The 17,314-nt window shown below is 40.0% G+C and carries 16 protein-coding genes; 12 read left to right on the forward strand and 4 right to left on the reverse strand.

What is annotated here, in order from left to right; all coding sequences use genetic code 11:
• Positions 1 to 94: 94 nt before the first annotated feature.
• Positions 95 to 976: a helix-turn-helix domain-containing protein gene (locus J7E52_RS19170; protein ID WP_214750029.1), complete on the reverse strand. Its 882-nt coding sequence runs from the start codon at positions 974 to 976 to the stop codon at positions 95 to 97.
• A 281-nt stretch (positions 977 to 1,257) separates the two neighbouring features.
• Positions 1,258 to 1,884, reverse strand: a complete 627-nt coding sequence (locus J7E52_RS19175) for a CAP domain-containing protein (protein ID WP_214750031.1) — start codon at positions 1,882 to 1,884, stop codon at positions 1,258 to 1,260.
• Between the two features lie 518 nt (positions 1,885 to 2,402).
• Here J7E52_RS19175 and J7E52_RS19180 point away from each other — a divergent pair.
• The 8 genes from J7E52_RS19180 (at position 2,403) to J7E52_RS19215 (ending at position 11,057) form a co-directional block, all read left to right on the forward strand.
• On the forward strand, positions 2,403 to 2,981 hold the full coding sequence (locus J7E52_RS19180; protein ID WP_214750033.1) for a GNAT family N-acetyltransferase: 579 nt from the start codon (positions 2,403 to 2,405) through the stop codon (positions 2,979 to 2,981).
• 173 nt (positions 2,982 to 3,154) lie between these two features.
• Positions 3,155 to 3,589 (forward strand): DMT family transporter, encoded by a 435-nt coding sequence (locus J7E52_RS19185; RefSeq protein WP_214750035.1) that lies wholly within the window; start codon positions 3,155 to 3,157, stop codon positions 3,587 to 3,589.
• A 706-nt stretch (positions 3,590 to 4,295) separates the two neighbouring features.
• Complete coding sequence (locus J7E52_RS19190; RefSeq protein WP_286197900.1) at positions 4,296 to 5,927, forward strand: peptide ABC transporter substrate-binding protein; 1,632 nt, start codon at positions 4,296 to 4,298, stop codon at positions 5,925 to 5,927.
• A 133-nt stretch (positions 5,928 to 6,060) separates the two neighbouring features.
• On the forward strand, positions 6,061 to 6,990 hold the full coding sequence (locus J7E52_RS19195; protein WP_141994689.1) for an ABC transporter permease: 930 nt from the start codon (positions 6,061 to 6,063) through the stop codon (positions 6,988 to 6,990).
• Positions 6,990 to 7,919: an ABC transporter permease gene (locus tag J7E52_RS19200; RefSeq protein ID WP_214750037.1), complete on the forward strand. Its 930-nt coding sequence runs from the start codon at positions 6,990 to 6,992 to the stop codon at positions 7,917 to 7,919. The genes J7E52_RS19195 and J7E52_RS19200 overlap by 1 nt, the downstream gene beginning before the upstream one ends.
• A gap of 49 nt (positions 7,920 to 7,968) precedes the next feature.
• Complete coding sequence (locus J7E52_RS19205; RefSeq protein WP_214750090.1) at positions 7,969 to 8,982, forward strand: ABC transporter ATP-binding protein; 1,014 nt, start codon at positions 7,969 to 7,971, stop codon at positions 8,980 to 8,982.
• Between the two features lie 13 nt (positions 8,983 to 8,995).
• On the forward strand, positions 8,996 to 9,988 hold the full coding sequence (locus J7E52_RS19210; RefSeq protein WP_076369598.1) for an ABC transporter ATP-binding protein: 993 nt from the start codon (positions 8,996 to 8,998) through the stop codon (positions 9,986 to 9,988).
• Between the two features lie 214 nt (positions 9,989 to 10,202).
• Positions 10,203 to 11,057: a crotonase/enoyl-CoA hydratase family protein gene (locus tag J7E52_RS19215; protein ID WP_214750039.1), complete on the forward strand. Its 855-nt coding sequence runs from the start codon at positions 10,203 to 10,205 to the stop codon at positions 11,055 to 11,057.
• A 220-nt stretch (positions 11,058 to 11,277) separates the two neighbouring features.
• On the opposite strand, the gene J7E52_RS19220 is transcribed toward J7E52_RS19215, so the two are convergent.
• Together J7E52_RS19220 and J7E52_RS19225 are read right to left on the reverse strand one after the other, a co-directional pair.
• Positions 11,278 to 11,478 carry a cold-shock protein gene (locus J7E52_RS19220; RefSeq protein WP_029714163.1) on the reverse strand — a complete coding sequence of 67 codons (201 nt, stop codon included), beginning with the start codon at positions 11,476 to 11,478 and terminating at the stop codon, positions 11,278 to 11,280.
• Between the two features lie 185 nt (positions 11,479 to 11,663).
• Positions 11,664 to 12,620 (reverse strand): D-2-hydroxyacid dehydrogenase, encoded by a 957-nt coding sequence (locus J7E52_RS19225; protein ID WP_214750041.1) that lies wholly within the window; start codon positions 12,618 to 12,620, stop codon positions 11,664 to 11,666.
• 121 nt (positions 12,621 to 12,741) lie between these two features.
• Between J7E52_RS19225 and J7E52_RS19230 the strand changes: the two genes are divergently transcribed.
• The 4 genes from J7E52_RS19230 (at position 12,742) to J7E52_RS19245 (ending at position 17,270) form a co-directional block, all read left to right on the forward strand.
• The gene (locus J7E52_RS19230; RefSeq protein WP_214750043.1) at positions 12,742 to 13,290 is read left to right on the forward strand and encodes a GNAT family N-acetyltransferase; all 549 of its coding nucleotides are present in this window, start codon (positions 12,742 to 12,744) and stop codon (positions 13,288 to 13,290) included.
• Between the two features lie 210 nt (positions 13,291 to 13,500).
• A complete protein-coding gene (locus tag J7E52_RS19235; protein ID WP_286197903.1) occupies positions 13,501 to 14,958 on the forward strand; it encodes a CoA-acylating methylmalonate-semialdehyde dehydrogenase in 1,458 nt (485 codons plus the stop codon).
• 71 nt (positions 14,959 to 15,029) lie between these two features.
• A complete protein-coding gene (locus J7E52_RS19240) occupies positions 15,030 to 16,370 on the forward strand; it encodes an aspartate aminotransferase family protein (RefSeq protein ID WP_214750045.1) in 1,341 nt (446 codons plus the stop codon).
• 285 nt (positions 16,371 to 16,655) lie between these two features.
• Positions 16,656 to 17,270 (forward strand): NUDIX hydrolase, encoded by a 615-nt coding sequence (locus tag J7E52_RS19245; RefSeq protein ID WP_214750047.1) that lies wholly within the window; start codon positions 16,656 to 16,658, stop codon positions 17,268 to 17,270.
• Positions 17,271 to 17,314: the final 44 nt, after the last annotated feature.

Consider the following 17,314-nt stretch of genomic DNA (forward strand, 5'->3'; position numbering starts at 1 on the left):
GATTGAAGGCAAGGGATAACTAACGACATTAAAAAAAGATAGAGTTTTGCTTTTTACAAAGCAATCTCTATCTTTTTTTATCCATTGTTGTAGTTCACAAGCATTGCAAAATGTTTTCCAATTCATGTTCGGCAATTTGTACGAATTCTTCGTTTTTTTGAAGACTGAAAATGTTCTTGGATTGCTCTATATAGTGGATTCCCTCTTCAGGTTGTTGAAGATGGATCAGATTCTTGCCAGTTAAAAGATGGAGTTCCGCATATAAATATAATGATTCTATCGAATTACAAATGTTGATCCCTTTAAGGGTATAAACTAATGATTCCTGATAGTAATGAAGTTCAGTCAAAGTTTGTGCTAATCCATGAATGATCTTCACGATAATGGTACCTTCCTGATTCACATGGGGAATATTCTCGATAAATTCCAATGCTTCATTGAAAATGGTGAGAGCCTCTTCATAACTCTTCGTTTTAAAATGAATGATTCCGATACTATTTAAAACTTCTATCTCCTGCTGATGAAGGATGACCCGTTTACCCATTGTAATCTGAATGGCCTCATTCAATAATTCTATAGCCTTTTGTTTGTCATTGTACAAATAAAAAAAAGAGATTCCTTCATGCCATTTCAAGAATTGATAAAATGATATCGATTTTTCCGGTGCCGTTGCCATTTCTTTTTGGACAATTTCATAAATTGCTTCATAATTACGTGTGCGTTTATATTTGTTTACCAAAAGTTTAATGGTTTCTATGTAATTATAAATCGGTTCATTTTTGGTAGTGAAGAAATACGGCAGGTCAACTTTTAGTTTATCCGCAAAAAGTGCCAATTCATCAATGGTCGGAGAAGTGATGCTTCTTTCATAATCTGACAGGGCATCAGGTTCACATATATCCTTAGCCAGCTCTTCCCTTGTAAGATTTTGTTTTATTCGTAATTCGTTGATAACAGAGCCAACCTCTATTTTCATTACAATTGCCCCTTTGTACCTATTTCTAGAATTCTATTTTAACATAATTTATTTTTGTCAGTAAGATAATTGAAAGATGGTATGATATAACTACTTTACTTGTTTTCCTAGCGTATCCCTACAATAAAAAATAATGAATAACGTTTTATTGAAGCGATCAAATTAAAATGACGTCTTTTCTATATAAAGTGAGAAAGGTCTATGATCACGGATAATAGCAAGCTTTAGATTTGGAATATAAAGATAAAAAAAGAGGCGGCAAACTGCCGCCTCTAACGTTTTTAATTTCCAATAAATTGCTGGGTCCAATAGTGGGCGTATTTCCCCCCTGTCACATGCCCAATTCCAATATGTGTATAGTTCTTGTTCAGGATATTGGCCTTATGTCCTGGGCTGTTCATCCATGATTTCATGACAGCATCCGGACTAGGTTGACCTGCTGCGATATTTTCCCCTGCGTACTCGTAGCTGATTCCAAAGGATTTCATCATATCGAAAGGCGATCCATAACTTGGGCTTGTATGATTGAAATAATTATTATCACGCATATCCTCAGATTTCAGGATTGCTACGTTGGAAATGGCTGTATCCATTTTAAGGGGAGGGAGGCCCGATTTTGAACGTTCTTCGTTTACTAAACTAAGAACCTGCTGTTCAACTGATTGACTTTCTTCACGTTTAACTGTGGTGTTGGATGTGGGAAGATTGATGATTTGTCCGATTCGAATTTGATTTGCATCGTTTATAGCAGAGTTCGTTTTGAGTAATTCGTCAATGCTGACTTCATATTCAGAAGCAATTTTCGATAAGGTATCTCCTTTTGCCACCTCGTAAGTATTGGCTCCCAGTGCAACTTTTGGAGATAATAGTGATAGAGACAGTGCCGATAAAAGGATGATTTTCTTCATTTTGTTTCCTCCTAGTAGAATTTCTGGATTGGAAGTATAGTATGCTATAAAAATAGTTTTGTGTAAAACTAGCTCTTTCACGTTCTTAGTTGCTATGGGAAAAAGGTATTGAATGGGAACAGAATGTTAAGGGTCCAAATAACCTGGAAGTGTTAATGGCAATCCAAAATCATAGGGCTTTTTGATAGATCGGAAGAATTATCTCATGTAGATAAAGAATCATTTTACGATTGCTGACTTTGTTTGTCAGGATAAATAATAAGGAAATCAAAAATGATAGATGGTTATATGGAACTGAGCAAAAAATATCATCCTTTTAGTTTTTTTATTATTGGTATTGCGGAAACGGACGGCTTTTAGTGCCATTCTTTTACAAATCATCAGGGATTTGGACATGAGGAATCGGCATTGTATGTTAAGGAATGGGATTTTTTCTAAAAGTATTGTCCATTAAGACAGGTATCTCTTCTTCATGAATAGAATTAAGTAGACAGCTGAATATACGGGGGGATTCTTCGATGTGGTTTAAGGAATTGGAAACAGAAAGGCTGCGTTTAATCGAAATAGGTCACCATCATGCTGAGAGTCTGTTTGAAATCCTCTCTAAAGATGAAGTGACCAAATATGATGGGATAGAAAGTTTAACTCGAGTTGAAGATGCCCGCCGCTTAATCGATTCGTTTAAAAGTGCTTACATAAACAAGCGTGGGATGCGGTGGGGAGTCATTTTAAAGGATTCAGGAAAATTCATCGGGACCGTTGGCCTAAATCAATTGAGCCTTGCCAACAAACGCGCCGAAATAGGATATGAAATCCATCCTGAATATTGGAGGAAACACTTTACGTCTGAAGCTGTCAACGAAGTGTTGCGCTATTGCTTTGAAGAATTGAGACTAAACAGAATCGCCGCTTTAACTTTCAAGGATAATATTGCATCCAGAAACCTATTGAAGAAATTTGGGTTTAAAGAGGAAGGCAGCCTCCGAAGTTATCTTTTTCTTCGTGAACAATCGCATGATGCCCTGGTATTTTCCTTGTTAAGCTCAGAGTATTGCCGGTTACGCAAACAAAGTGTTCACGGATCAAATAGATTTTAGTTTAGTATAGAACATTGCAGCTGGCCCAAAGTGCCAGTTTTTTTATTTGTAGATTATCTCTCACTTACAGATGTTTTTATATCAGTAAAGGACATTATGCATATTTTTCATGTTAAAATGGAATGCGGATTCATTAATCAGTCCGGATGGACATAAAAAGGAGCAAAATCATTGTGAAGATATTATTTCCGTTGCTTGCGGTCCTAGGCGGCATCACCATTGCCATACAAGGGCAAATCAATGGTGGATTAGGGAAAAAAGTAGGGGTCATTGAAGCTTCTTTCATTTCGTTTGGAATCGGGACACTCGCTTTATTATTTATTGTTTTATTTGCAGGAAATGGAAATATTTCTGCCGTCGCGTCTGTACCCAGATGGCAATTGATAGGCGGAATCTTAGGGGCGATTTATGTCATTGTGATAGTATTGGTCGTTCCCCAGATTGGAGTGGCCCCTGCAATGGTCGGGGTCATTGCAGGCCAGATACTGATTGGGGCCGTCATTGACCACTTCGGTTTATTTGGAGGAGTACGTATCCCATTGGATGCGAAAAAGGTGGCAGGCATTTGTTTACTTTTCGTATCTTTATATTTATTTAATCATAAATGAGGCGGGGTCGTTAACCATTGGGTTTAACGCGTACATATAGTATAGAGACTGATGGATATTTCTATTCTTACATAGTTTTTACCCATTATTTGGAATTGATTTAAAAAGAACTCGATTTTATGGTGAAGAAATGCATTATTCTACTAAAATATATTATTTGATTAGGAATGGTTTGCTAGGAAATTGGTCTTAGCAACCAAGATCGCTTGAATTATTAGAATATTTAGAAATAAATAGGCAAGCGAACCTATATGAATACTGGTATAAAAGAGGTAGAAAAAACTACTGGAAGGCGGAAGTCCTTTTTACGTCAAATAGGCTTTCATTTCTTTTTACCTAGGATCTAGATCGAATTGATTAGCAATAAATTACTATATTGTGAAAAAGTACTCATCGGTTTATTGATTTTTTGATTTATTCGTAATATACTTAAAATTCAACATCTTTAATTCGAGGTATAGTACCCTTAGCGAGGTTGGAAAGAGGGTGGTTTTTTACTAGTAAACTGCATTAATCTCTTTTTTAGGAAGAGTTTCAGATTTATGCAAACGGTTCGCTAGTTGTTTTTAGTGAATTCCTGCAATGTATGCTTCTAACTTACCTCGCTGACATTATATGTACTATATGGAAGATTAATAGGTGGTAGATGGATAATCTCTTAAATGGGAATATTCAAAGAAAGATTAAAGATGAGGGGGAATATTGTTTGAAAAAGTCTAAATTTTCAGTGCTTGCTCTTCTTATGGCCATCATGCTCATGCTAGCGGCATGCAACGGCGGTTCGAAGGAAACTTCGAATGAAAAAGAAGGCGGCTCGGGTGACTCAGCCTCAAAAGTATTAAACGTGAACAACTCGAGTGAACCTGGTTCGCTTCACCCTGCCAATGCACAAGGTACTCATGAATCATGGATCCTTGAACATACGTTTGAGGGACTGACAAAGAAAACAGAAGAAGGCAAAATCGTACCTGGTTCTGCAGAATCATGGGAAATCAGTGAAGATGGATTAACATGGACATTCAAATTGAAAGATGGTTTGAAATGGTCAAATGGAGATCCGCTTACAGCCAATGACTTCGAATATGCTTGGAAATATGCTTTGAAACCGGAAACAGCTGCAGATTATGCTTACCAACTTTATTATCTTAAAGGCGGGGAAGCATATAACAGTAAGAAAGGGAAGGAAGAGGACGTAGGCGTTAAAGCGACAGACGAACATACGTTAGTGGTTACTTTGGAACAGCCTACACCATATTTCCTTGACTTGACTTCTTTCTATACTTTCTATCCAATCAATAAAAAGGTACAGGAAGAAAATCCAAAATGGGCTTTGGATGCAAAAACGCACGTATCGAACGGTCCGTTCAAATTAACAGAGTGGAAACATAAAGAAAGCCTGAAAATTGAAAAGAATGAAAATTACTACGATAAAGATAAAATCAAATTGGATGCGGTTAACTTTGCTCTAATTGAAGATGAAAATACAGCATGGCAAATGTACCAAAGTGGCGAATTGGATATCGCTTATCCGCTGCCAGTTGACGTGCAAGGCCAATTGGTTAATTCAGGAGACAAAGAATTCAAAAACGGCGAAGAACTTGCTGTTTACTATTACAACTTTAATACGGAAGTAAAACCTTTCAACAATGCAAAGGTTAGGAAAGCGCTCTCAATGGCTATCGAACGTAAAAAAATTACCGAAAATGTTGCTCAAGGCGGTCAAAAGCCTGCCTATGGAGTAATCCCGCCGGGCATTCCTGATGCAACTGGAGATTTCCAGGAAAATACAGGTAACCTATTTGAGGAAAACGTTGCTGAAGCCAAGAAATTATTAAAAGAAGGTCTTGCTGAAGAAGGCATGAAAGAATTACCTGAGTTTTCAATTTTGTATAACACTTTAGATACTCATAAGAAAATTGCTGAAGCCGTTCAAGGAATGTGGCGCGATAACCTGGGTGTTGAAGTGACACTTGAAAATGCAGAATTCCAAGTTAAGCTTGATCGTGAAAAAGCTGGCGACTTTGAAATTTCCCGTGCAGGATGGGTTGGTGACTATGTTGACCCAATGACCTTCATGCTTTGGGAAACGGACGGTGCCCATAATGATGCAAATTGGTCGAACAAAGAATATGATGGTTTATTAAAAGAGGCAAAATCTACACTGGATCCAAAAGAACGCATGGCTGCTTTACATAAAGCAGAGGAAGTTCTGATCGAAGAAATGCCGATCCTTCCGATTTACTTCTATACAAAACCATATATGGTTAAATCGAATGTTACTGGAGTTTTTGCTCCGATTAATGCTTATCCGAACTTTATTTACGCGGATAAAAAATAATAGAAGGATAAAAGTGAAATGGGAGGTATGTCCGATTAAGGACATACCCCATTTTTCAATTGCGAATTTGAATATTTCATGAATTCATTTCCGTTTTCAACTCCTTAGAAAATCGATGATTGGGGTGATTACCATGTTGAGATATACATTAAACCGTTTTAAATGGGCGATTATTACTTTATGGGCTGTTATTACATTAACGTTCATCATAATGCATACGATTCCGGGAAATCCATTTGCGAAAGAAGGAGCAATGCCTCCTGCTGTTTATGAAAACCTTCAAGTCCACTATGGATTGGACAAGCCGTTGTTGACCCAATATGGGAATTATTTATTGGAAGTCGTTCAATTTGATTTTGGTCCTTCATTGAAATCCTCATCCATTTCTGTGAATGATTACATTTTGAAGGGATTTCCAGTGTCCTTGCACTTAGGGGCACAAGCATTGGTGATTGCCATCTTCTTTGGGCTAATTTTGGGTGTAGTGGCTTCACTGAAAAGAAATAAATGGCCCGACTATTTATCAATGGTCATTGCCATCGTAGGGATTTCCGTTCCTAACTTTATACTGGCGACTATTTTAATCAATTATTTTGCAATAAAATGGAATATATTCCCTGTCGCTACATGGGCGACATGGCAGCATACAATTTTACCATCCATTGCCCTTTCGATGATGCCGCTTGCTTTCATCGCGAGATTGATGCGGACAAGCATGCTTGAAGTAATGGGGCAGGATTACATTTTGACAGCAAAGGCCAAAGGATTGAAACGGAGCGGTGTCATAATCAAACATGCGATTCGGAATGCGTTATTGCCGATTATCACGATTCTGGGCATCCTAACGGCTAATATCGTGACAGGAAGCTTCATCATTGAACGTATTTTTGGTATTCCGGGCATGGGAGATATGTTCGTAAAGGGAATATCCAACAGAGACTACCCGGTCATTCTTGGTTCCACAATTGTGTATAGTGCGGTACTTATCCTATTGATATTCATCGTTGATATAGCCTATACGTTGATTGATCCTAGAATTAAAGTGACGGGGGAGAAGAAATAATGGCAGATAAAGTGCATTTAACCGAAGATATGTTCCAACCCGCTGAAGGCAACTTTAAGGAAGCCGAAAAAATAGCCAGACCTACTGTTTCATATTGGTCTGACGTCTGGCGTCGTTTTAAAGAAAATAAGCTGGCGATGACGGGGTTTGTTCTTATAATCCTCTTGGTCTTGATGGCGATTTTTGGTCCGTATATTAACGGATATACTTATTATGGACAAGATTTCGAGAAAAGGAATCTTAGCCCAAATAGCGAGCATTGGTTTGGAACGGATTCATCAGGAAGGGATCTATTTACGCGGGCATGGTACGGTGCGAGGATATCCTTGTTCATTGGATTGATGGCAGCGCTGATTGACTTTTTAATTGGTGTCCTTTATGGCGGGATTTCAGCCATTCGCGGTGGACGCACAGATAATATCATGATGCGGTTTGCCGAGGTAATCTATGCGATCCCATACCTATTGATGGTTATCTTAATGATGGTCGTATTAAAACCTGGTATTCTGCCGATCATCATTGCGATGTCGATCACAGGGTGGATTCCGATGGCGCGACTGGTACGGGGACAGGTTTTACAACTAAAAGAGAATGAATATATCCATGCTGCAACCATCTCTGGAGCCAATACGAGCTGGACTTTAAGAAAACACATGATTCCAAATACAATGGGACCGATTCTTGTCAATTTAACGTTGACTGTACCTACTGCTATTTTTGCCGAAGCTACTCTTAGCTTTTTGGGACTGGGAGTGCCCGCACCTCAGGCAAGCTGGGGAACATTGACAAGTGATGCCCTGGGAAGCATTCTGGTAGGGAATTTCTATCAACTTTTAATCCCGGCAATATTGATTTCCTTAACCATGTTCGCGTTCAATGTGGCTGGAGACGGATTGCAGGATGCCCTAGATCCAAAACTACGGAAATAAATGAGTCCTAACATAAAGATTTGATATTACTAGAATAGGAGGGACGATGATGGAGAACCTATTAGAAGTCAACGATTTACACATCACCTTCCATACTTATGCAGGAAAAGTGCAAGCGGTTCGCGGCGTGAACTTTGATGTGAAAAAAGGTGAAGCCGTTGCAATTGTTGGGGAGTCCGGATGCGGCAAAAGTGTTACAGCGAAATCTATCATGAGATTACTGGAAACACCTCCAGCAGAGTATGGAAAAGGGTCGATAAACTTTGGCGGTAATGACCTTCTTAAAATGAGTGAAAAGGAAATGCAGAAGATTCGCGGAAATGAAATTAGCATGATTTTCCAGGACCCGATGACTTCGCTCAATCCAACGACAAAAATCGGCAGCCAGATCATGGAAGGCATTTTAAAGCATAATAAAAACATGTCCCGAAATGATGCATACGAACGGGCGTTGGAAACGCTCAAACTGGTAGGTATTCCTCAGCCGGAAAAAAGGATGCAGCAATATCCGCATGAGTTTTCAGGTGGTATGCGCCAAAGAGCAATGATAGCGATGGCCCTTGCTTGTGAACCGAAATTGCTGATTGCCGATGAACCTACAACTGCTTTGGATGTAACGATACAAGCGCAAATTTTGGAACTGATGAAAGATATCCAACGGCGAATGGATACTTCCATCATTTTAATCACTCATGATTTAGGTGTGGTTGCAGAAACTTGTGAACGGGTAGTCGTCATGTATGCAGGCAAAGTTGTGGAGACGGGTACGGTAGAAGCTATATTTTCAAACCCGCAGCATCCATATACAAGAGGTCTGCTTAAAACGGTGCCAAGGCTGGATATGGAAAAAACGGCTCCGTTGGTTCCGATTATCGGATCACCACCGGATTTATTGGATCCGCCAAAAGGATGCCCATTTTATCCAAGATGTGAATCAGCAATGAAAGTGTGCAAAGACCATGATCCGGAGCTTGAAGTAGTGGAAGTAGGTCAGACAGCCGCATGCTGGCTGCACCACCCAATGGCAAAGGCGGCACAGGTACAAGCACAGACTAATGTATAAAGGAGGAGAACCAATGGTTTCACTGAAAAATAAGGCCGTAAAAGAAAAGACAGACAACGAAAATTCTCCTCTTGTTGAAATAAAGAATCTGAAAAAGCATTTTCCTATTGGATCTCAATCGCTGAAAGCGGTAGATGGTTTGGATCTCAAAATCTATCCAGGGGAAACTGTCGGTCTTGTTGGGGAAAGCGGTTGCGGTAAGTCGACTGCAGGTCGTACAATCACGCGGCTTTATGAACCGACGGATGGAGAAGTTCTTTTTCAGGGGAAAAATATTTTCGATTACAAACCCGGGGAAATGTCACATATCCGCCGTGAAATACAAATGATTTTCCAAGATCCCTACGCATCCTTGAACCCAAGGATGAAGGTGGAGGAATTGATTGGGGAACCACTTGCCATTCATGGGATATCAAAAGGTAAAGAGCGAAGAAAACGGGTGGAAGACCTGTTAAAGCTAGTTGGTTTAAGTCCCGAACATATCACTCGTTTTCCGCATGAATTCAGTGGTGGACAACGCCAGCGTATTGGAATAGCAAGGGCGTTGGCTTTAAATCCTAAATTCATCGTTTGTGATGAACCAATTTCTGCCTTGGATGTTTCGATACAGGCTCAAGTGGTCAACTTATTAAAAGAGCTGCAAAAAGAAATGGGATTGACTTATTTATTCATTGCGCATGATTTATCGATGGTCAAGTATATTTCAGATCGCATTTTAGTCATGTACCTTGGAAGAATGATGGAACTTTCGGATAGTGATTCTTTAACGAAAGATCCGCTACACCCTTACACGCAGGCCTTGCTTTCTGCAGTGCCGATTCCAGACCCCACTATTAAACGGGAAAGAATCGTACTAAAAGGCGATGTACCAAGTCCGATCAATCCGCCGAGCGGCTGTGTATTCCGCACTCGCTGCCCTAAAGCGATGGAGATATGCTCCAGTGCTGTACCTGAATGGAAAGAACAAAAACCGGGGCATTTCGTTGCGTGTCATTTATATTGGTAAACAAAAAAACCAGTTGCATTTGCGACTGGTCTTTTTTTACACATTTATGTAAAATATTTTTAGAATAGAAGCGATTATCCTGCAGACTTAAATTATTTATCAGTATGTCAAAATAAATAACTAGGAATCTGAAAATAAAACATATAAAATGTAATTATATGTAAAATTAAATTCTGTTGAATGTTTCAATTTGTGAGAGAAGGAGGGAATGTTATTGTATTCCACGATAACTTGTGAAATCGTCGATCGTGTCATGATTGTTACTCTTAATCGTCCTGACAGAATGAATGCTTTCAATGAAAAGATGTGTGAGGAGATGATTCGCGCTTTTGATGAAGCGGATGAAAATGATGACGTACGAGCCGTCATTTTAACTGGCGCTGGGGATGCTTATTGTGCTGGAATGGATTTGGAAAAAGGTGCAGAAACCTTTATGGATCACACTCCTTTGGTTGAATATCGCGATGCAGGGGGAATGTTGTCATTACGGATTTTTGAGATGAAGAAACCTATGATTGCTGCCATAAATGGAGCGGCAGTCGGGATTGGGATAACAATGACTTTGCCCATGGACATTAGAATCGCTTCAACAGATGCAAAAATGGGTTTTGTATTTGCTAGGCGGGGGATAACGATGGAGGCATGCAGCGGCTGGTTCTTACCTAGGCTTGTCGGAATGGGTAAAGCTTCCGAATGGATTTTTACAGGAAGGATGATTTCGGCCAGTGAAGCATATGAGGGAAGGCTGGTAAACAAGATCGTCGAGCCAGACGAATTGATGTCTGCTGCAATGGAAATTGCAACAGACATTGCGGAAAATACATCTTCCGTCTCTGTGACGTTATCCCGGCAGTTAATGTGGACCATGCTCGGTGCAAACCATCCTGTTGAATCACACAAAATAGAATCGAAAATGATTCATTGGACTGGAAAACAAGCGGATGCACTAGAAGGGATCGAAGCTTTCCTCGAAAAAAGGAAAGCTGATTTCAAAATGAAAAGCAGTACTGATATGCCTCCGTTTTATCCATGGGGAACGGATCGAACATATGAAGTGGATAAGAAATGATTGAATCGTATGGGTCAGGGAATCCAGGGGAAGTGCGTGACAATTTTTACTTTTCGGATAAATTAGGGTTTCTTTTCTTAGTGTGTTATACTGGGTTTACCATTTACTAAACTTGTTTCATGTTCCCTATTCCCTGTGAATAGGGTTTTTTTAATGATTGCTTTTTCAATCAAAAAAAACAGACCCTACAAGTAGGGTCCGTTATATATTGTATTTAAAATTACGCTTTTTGAACGTTAGTAGCTTGGGGTCCACGTTGACCTTGCTCAACTTCAAAAGTAACTTCTTGACCTTCGTCTAATGATTTGAATCCTTCGCTTTGGATAGCTGAGAAATGTACGAATACATCGTCTCCGTTTTCGCGTTCGATGAAGCCAAATCCTTTTTCTGCGTTAAACCATTTTACTTTACCTTGTTCCATTGTTGTTGCCTCCTAGTGTGAATCCACACATTGTGTTACTACCCTTGCTCAATCATTAGACGAAAAGTTTTTCACTTATCAATCTTCCCGAACAAAAATAATTCTTTTTAAATATAACAGATAATGTCGGAATCTGCAAGCAAACAAAGGAAGATTATTTATTGTACATATAGAATGAACAATTCTTAATACCCTTTTTTGTAATCAAGTAAATTTGTTGAAGGTTTTTTCCCATTTAGATAGTTCTTTAAATTCGGCATGAAAATATCCTGAATAAGCCGTTGGTCGTAAAATTCCGTATTTCCGGATGTGTGCGGCGTTATGATTACATTGTTCAACTCCCATAATGGGCTATTCTCAGGAAGTGGCTCCGTTTCAAACACATCAAGTCCAGCACCCGCAATATCTTTGTCCTTTAGCGCTTGGACCAATTCATTCTGAATGACGATATTTCCCCTTCCTATATTAATGAAAAAAGCGGAGGGCTTCATTAACTCGAATTCCTTTTTCCCGAACATATTCCGTGTTTCTGGGGTCAATGGTAATGTCACGACAATATAATCGCACCTAGGAAGAAGGTCGTTCAATTGTTTTTGTGTGAACATCTCATCGACAAATTCTTCTGATTTACCGGAATGGCGCATTCCTAATACGGTCATGCCAAAAGCCTTGGCAATTTTAGCGGTTTCCTTTCCGATTTTTCCGACGCCGATGATTCCGATGGTCTTTTCATGAATTTCCTGCTTCATATGTGCGTGATGCCAAGTCTTTTCCTGCTGTTGCTTAATATATGTATCTACTTTTCTTGTTAAGGCAAGCATTAACGCGAAAATCGTTTCTGAAATGGGATACGCATGAACACCGTTTGCAGTTGTAATCTGAACATTCTTTTGTTCTAAATTTTCCAGGGGTAAAGCATTCACTCCGGCGCTCCATGTCTGGATCCATTTTACTTCGCTTGCATCAATCGATACAGACATTTCCGCTTTCCAGCCTGCAATCACTTCAGCATCGGCTATATGATCTCTCCATATTTCCGGAGATCTTCCGGTGATAACCGTCCACTCGGGAACCACTTCTTTAATTTTCCGTAATAAAAGCTCATTCAAATTTTGGCTTATTATGAGTTTTCTTTTTGGCATAATTAACCTCCTGCTTCATTTTTTCTGAATTATACGTAAGTTTCGAAAATATTTCAATTGGGAAAGCGATTGCTTAACAATCTTGCTATAATACTTATAATCAATGGAATGGGGTGTATTCATGAACGTGAAAGACATATATGGACAGCTGCCTATTATAGAATCAAAACGTTTGGTTATGAGGAAAGTCACCATGAATGATGCCGAAGACATGTTCGCTTATGCATCCATCAGTGAAGTTTCCCGTTACGTCACATGGGAAGCTCATCGTTCCCTAAGTGATACGAAAGATTTTATCCGATTTATCCTACAAAATTATGAGGATAAGAAAATCGCTCCATGGGGCATAGAACACAAAGAAAGTGGTAAGTTGATTGGTACTATTGATTTTGTTTCATGGCAGGTTGATCATCATAGTGCAGAAATCGGGTATGTGCTTGCACCCGAATATTGGGGGAGTGGCTTGATGACGGAGGCAGCCCAGAAGATAATCGCCTTTGGCTTCGAAAATATGAACCTAGTTCGAATACAAGCGCGCTGTTTCGTTGAAAATTTGGGTTCAGAGCGAGTCATGCAAAAGGCTGGCATGTCATTTGAGGGGATCATAAGAAAAGGAATGTTTGTTAAGGGAAAGCATCAAGACCTAAAGCTATATTCCATTATAAAATGATGGATTTGAGGTCTGCTGATTAAAGGAGAAGGAAATATACATCGGTTTAAGCGTGTATTTCTGTTCATGATTATTATGTATATGGGAAATCAAAAACAAACAATATGTGCAAATATTGAATCAAAAACTATACAAAACGTCTAATGTAAAAAGGCCGTTTGAAAAATATAATGAAACTATGAAATCGTGTTGAAATGGAGGGCTTCTTTAATGGCAGTAATTAATGATGTAGAAACGTTGAAAAATTATATCGGTGGCAAATGGGTGGATTCCACAACATCGAAACATGAACAAGTGCCTAATCCGGCAACAGGAGAAGCTTTGGCACTTGTACCCCTTTCAACAAAGGAAGATGTAAACCAAGCGGTGCAGGTTGCGAAAAAGGCGTATAAAGAATGGAAAAAGGTGGCCGTTCCAAAAAGAGCCCGCTTCTTATTCCGTTACCAGCAATTATTGATAGAACACTGGGATGAGCTTGCAAAGCTGGTCACGATCGAAAACGGGAAAAGCTATACAGAAGCATATGGTGAGGTTCAGCGTGGGATTGAATGCGTGGAGTTTGCAGCAGGTGCGCCCACCTTGATGATGGGCAGCCAGCTTCCTGATATTTCCCCAGGCATTGAATCTGGCATGTATCGTTATCCAATGGGTGTCGTTGCAGGGATTACGCCGTTTAATTTCCCGATGATGGTGCCATGTTGGATGTTCCCGCTGGCAATCGCTTGTGGAAATACGTTTATCTTAAAACCTTCAGAACGGACACCGCTCTTAGCCAACCGTCTTGTGGAATTATTGACGGAAGCCGGTGTTCCGGATGGTGTTGTCAATATTGTCCATGGTGCCCACGATGTCGTGAATGGGATATTGGAACATGAAGACATTAAAGCGGTATCATTTGTTGGATCCCAGCCTGTCGCAGAGTATGTATACAAAACGGCAGCTGCCAATAAAAAGCGTGTCCAGGCTTTATCAGGAGCGAAAAATCATTCAATCGTCATGCCTGATGCGGATTTGGATAATGCGGTAACGAACATAACGAATGCCGCTTTCGGATCTGCAGGCGAGCGCTGCATGGCTGCGTCAGTGGTTGTTGCGGTGGGGGAAGTGGGAGATTCGCTCGTTGAGAGATTAAAGGCTGCAGCGGATGACATCAAGATTGGAAATGGAATGGATAAGGACGTTTTCCTGGGACCTGTGATTCGTGATACCCATAAAAAGAGAACAGAACAATATATTGAAATCGGGGAAAAAGAAGGAGCTGTCCTCCTTCGTGATGGCAGGAATGAAGGCGATCAGGAAAATGGCTATTACGTTGGACCGACATTATTTGATCATGTAAAAACAAATATGAAAATATGGAGTGATGAAATTTTTGCTCCTGTCTTATCCATAGTACGGGTTAATACCCTTGAAGAAGCAATCGAATTGACCAATCAATCCGAATTTGCCAATGGTGCCTGCCTCTATACGGATAGTGCAAAAGCCATCAGGGAATTTCGCGAAGAAATTGATGCAGGGATGCTTGGAATTAATCTTGGAGTACCCGCTCCAATGGCATTCTTTCCATTTTCCGGCTATAAAAGTTCGTTTTATGGAGACCTTCATGCCAATGGGAAAGACGGCGTGGAATTTTACACTAGAAAGAAAATGTTAACGGCACGATACTGATAGGAAAAAGGGGGTCGACGCAAATTGTGGTCGGCCTTCCTTTATACATCATTTTAGGAGGAGTGTAGCTTATGCAGGTTGAAAAACAGAGTCAGGATCTTAAAGCGATGGATAGTAAATATGTGTGGCATCATATGAAAGGGGCTGAACCCAGCCCCGGGGCAATGGTGATAAAAAAAGGGCAAGGAGCATGGATTACGGATGTTGATGGGAATCGATTTCTGGATGGGATGTCAGGTTTATGGTGTGTCAACGTTGGTTATGGCCGTACGGAACTGGCTGAAGCAGCTTACGAGCAGCTGAAGGAACTTCCTTATGCGCCTTTAACGAATAGCCACATTCCGGCTATTAAGCTAGCAGAGAAATTAAATGAATGGCTTGGTGGGGATTATGTGATTTTCTTCTCTAACAGCGGTTCAGAAGCAAATGAGACTGCCTTTAAAATTGCGCGGCAGTATCATCAGCAAAAAGGAGAACATGGACGTTATAAATTCATTTCCCGTTATCGCGGCTATCATGGCAATTCAATGGGAGCCCTGTCAGCTACCGGGCAGGCACAGCGAAAATATAAATATGAACCACTCGCCCCAGGATTTCTTCATGTATCACCGCCAGATTCTTATCGAAATCCAGAGGATGAAAGCGGTGAAAAAAGTGCAGCGGAAATTGAACGTACCATTACATGGGAGCTGAGCGAAACGGTGGCTGCGGTCATCATGGAACCAATCATCACTGGGGGAGGAATTTTGATGCCTCCTGATGGTTATATGAAACGTGTCAAAGAAATTTGTAAGAAAAATGGTGTCCTTCTCATTTCGGATGAGGTTATTTGCGGGTTTGGCCGTACTGGTAAGAAATTCGGATTTATGAACTATGATGTAAAACCAGACATCGTAACAATGGCTAAAGGAATAACGAGCGCTTATCTGCCATTATCCGCTACCGCCGTCAAACGTGAAATTTATGAAGCATATATTGGCTCAGACGTATATGACCGCTTTCGACATGTAAATACATTTGGCGGCAATCCGGCTGCCTGTGCCGTCGCTTTGAAGAATATTGAAATATATGAAAATGAAAAACTTATAGAAAGGTCCAAGGAGTTAGGGCTCCGTCTTCTGCAAGAGTTTGAAGAAATCAAATCTCATCCAAATGTTGGGGATGTACGAGGGAAAGGTTTGTTGGTAGGGATTGAATTAGTGGAAGATAAACTGACTAAACAACCGATCGAACTTTCCAAAATCAATAAAGTGATTTCATCATGCAAAGAAAAGGGGCTGATCATAGGTAAAAATGGTGATACAGTAGCAGGTTTCAATAATGTCCTGACTCTTGCTCCCCCACTTAGTATAACTGAAGAGGATTTTTCATTCATCATAGCGACGGTAAAGCGAACGCTAGCTGAACTATGAAAACAAGTTAAAAAACTGAAAATTCGGTCAAATTCATGTATGTACCTGCTGATACACATACTTTACTTTTTTGGTGAGACCGCTGCGTTTAGTTTTAGTACCGTTCAGAGCTTTGATCGGTGCTTTTTTCTATGATCAAGGAAGAAAAAGAGGAAAAGGGATCTATTATGAATTAAAGGCGATATTTTGGAATCGTTTTCCTTGCTTAGTTATAGCGGATGTTCGAAAATGGAATGATAAGGAGTGGTAGAAAATCAATATTAACCGGCAGAAGAGGTGAGGGACATGAACAATGAAGATATAACAAAAAAACTAACATTACATATCCCTGAAATTTTAGGGAGTGGGAATTTTTCAAAGTATGCTGTATTGGTACCGCTTATAGAGAAAGAAGATGGAATTCATGTTCTTTTCGAAGAACGTTCACACAAACTGAGAAGGCAGCCGGGGGATATATGTTTTCCGGGCGGGAAGATAGACAAGCTGGACCATGATGAACAGGCGGCTGCCTTAAGGGAAACATATGAGGAACTTAATTTGAGAAGAGAAGATATTGATAATGTCTTTCCAATCGATTATTTGGTATCCCCATTTGGCATGATTGTCTATCCTTATGCAGGATTTGTTCGTAACCATCAACGGATAATACCTAATCCAGCTGAGGTAGAAACCATTTTTACGGTCCCGCTATCCTTTTTCATGGAAAAACCTCCAGAAATTTATCATGTGAAATATAAAGTAGAACCGCATGAAAACTTCCCCCATGATTTAGTCGTTGGCGGGGAGAATTATAAATGGCAGCCGAAACAGATGGAAGAATATTTTTACTTATATAATGGTCGGGTAATCTGGGGAATGACGGCGAAAATCCTTACCCATTTTATTGAAATTCTTCGTTAGACCCTTCTAAAGCACCTTTTTTTCTCGGTCGATTTCTATTAAAC

The organism is Bacillus sp. ISL-34, assembly GCF_018613325.1.
In the GTDB taxonomy this organism is placed as follows: Bacteria; Bacillota; Bacilli; order Bacillales; family DSM-1321; genus Peribacillus.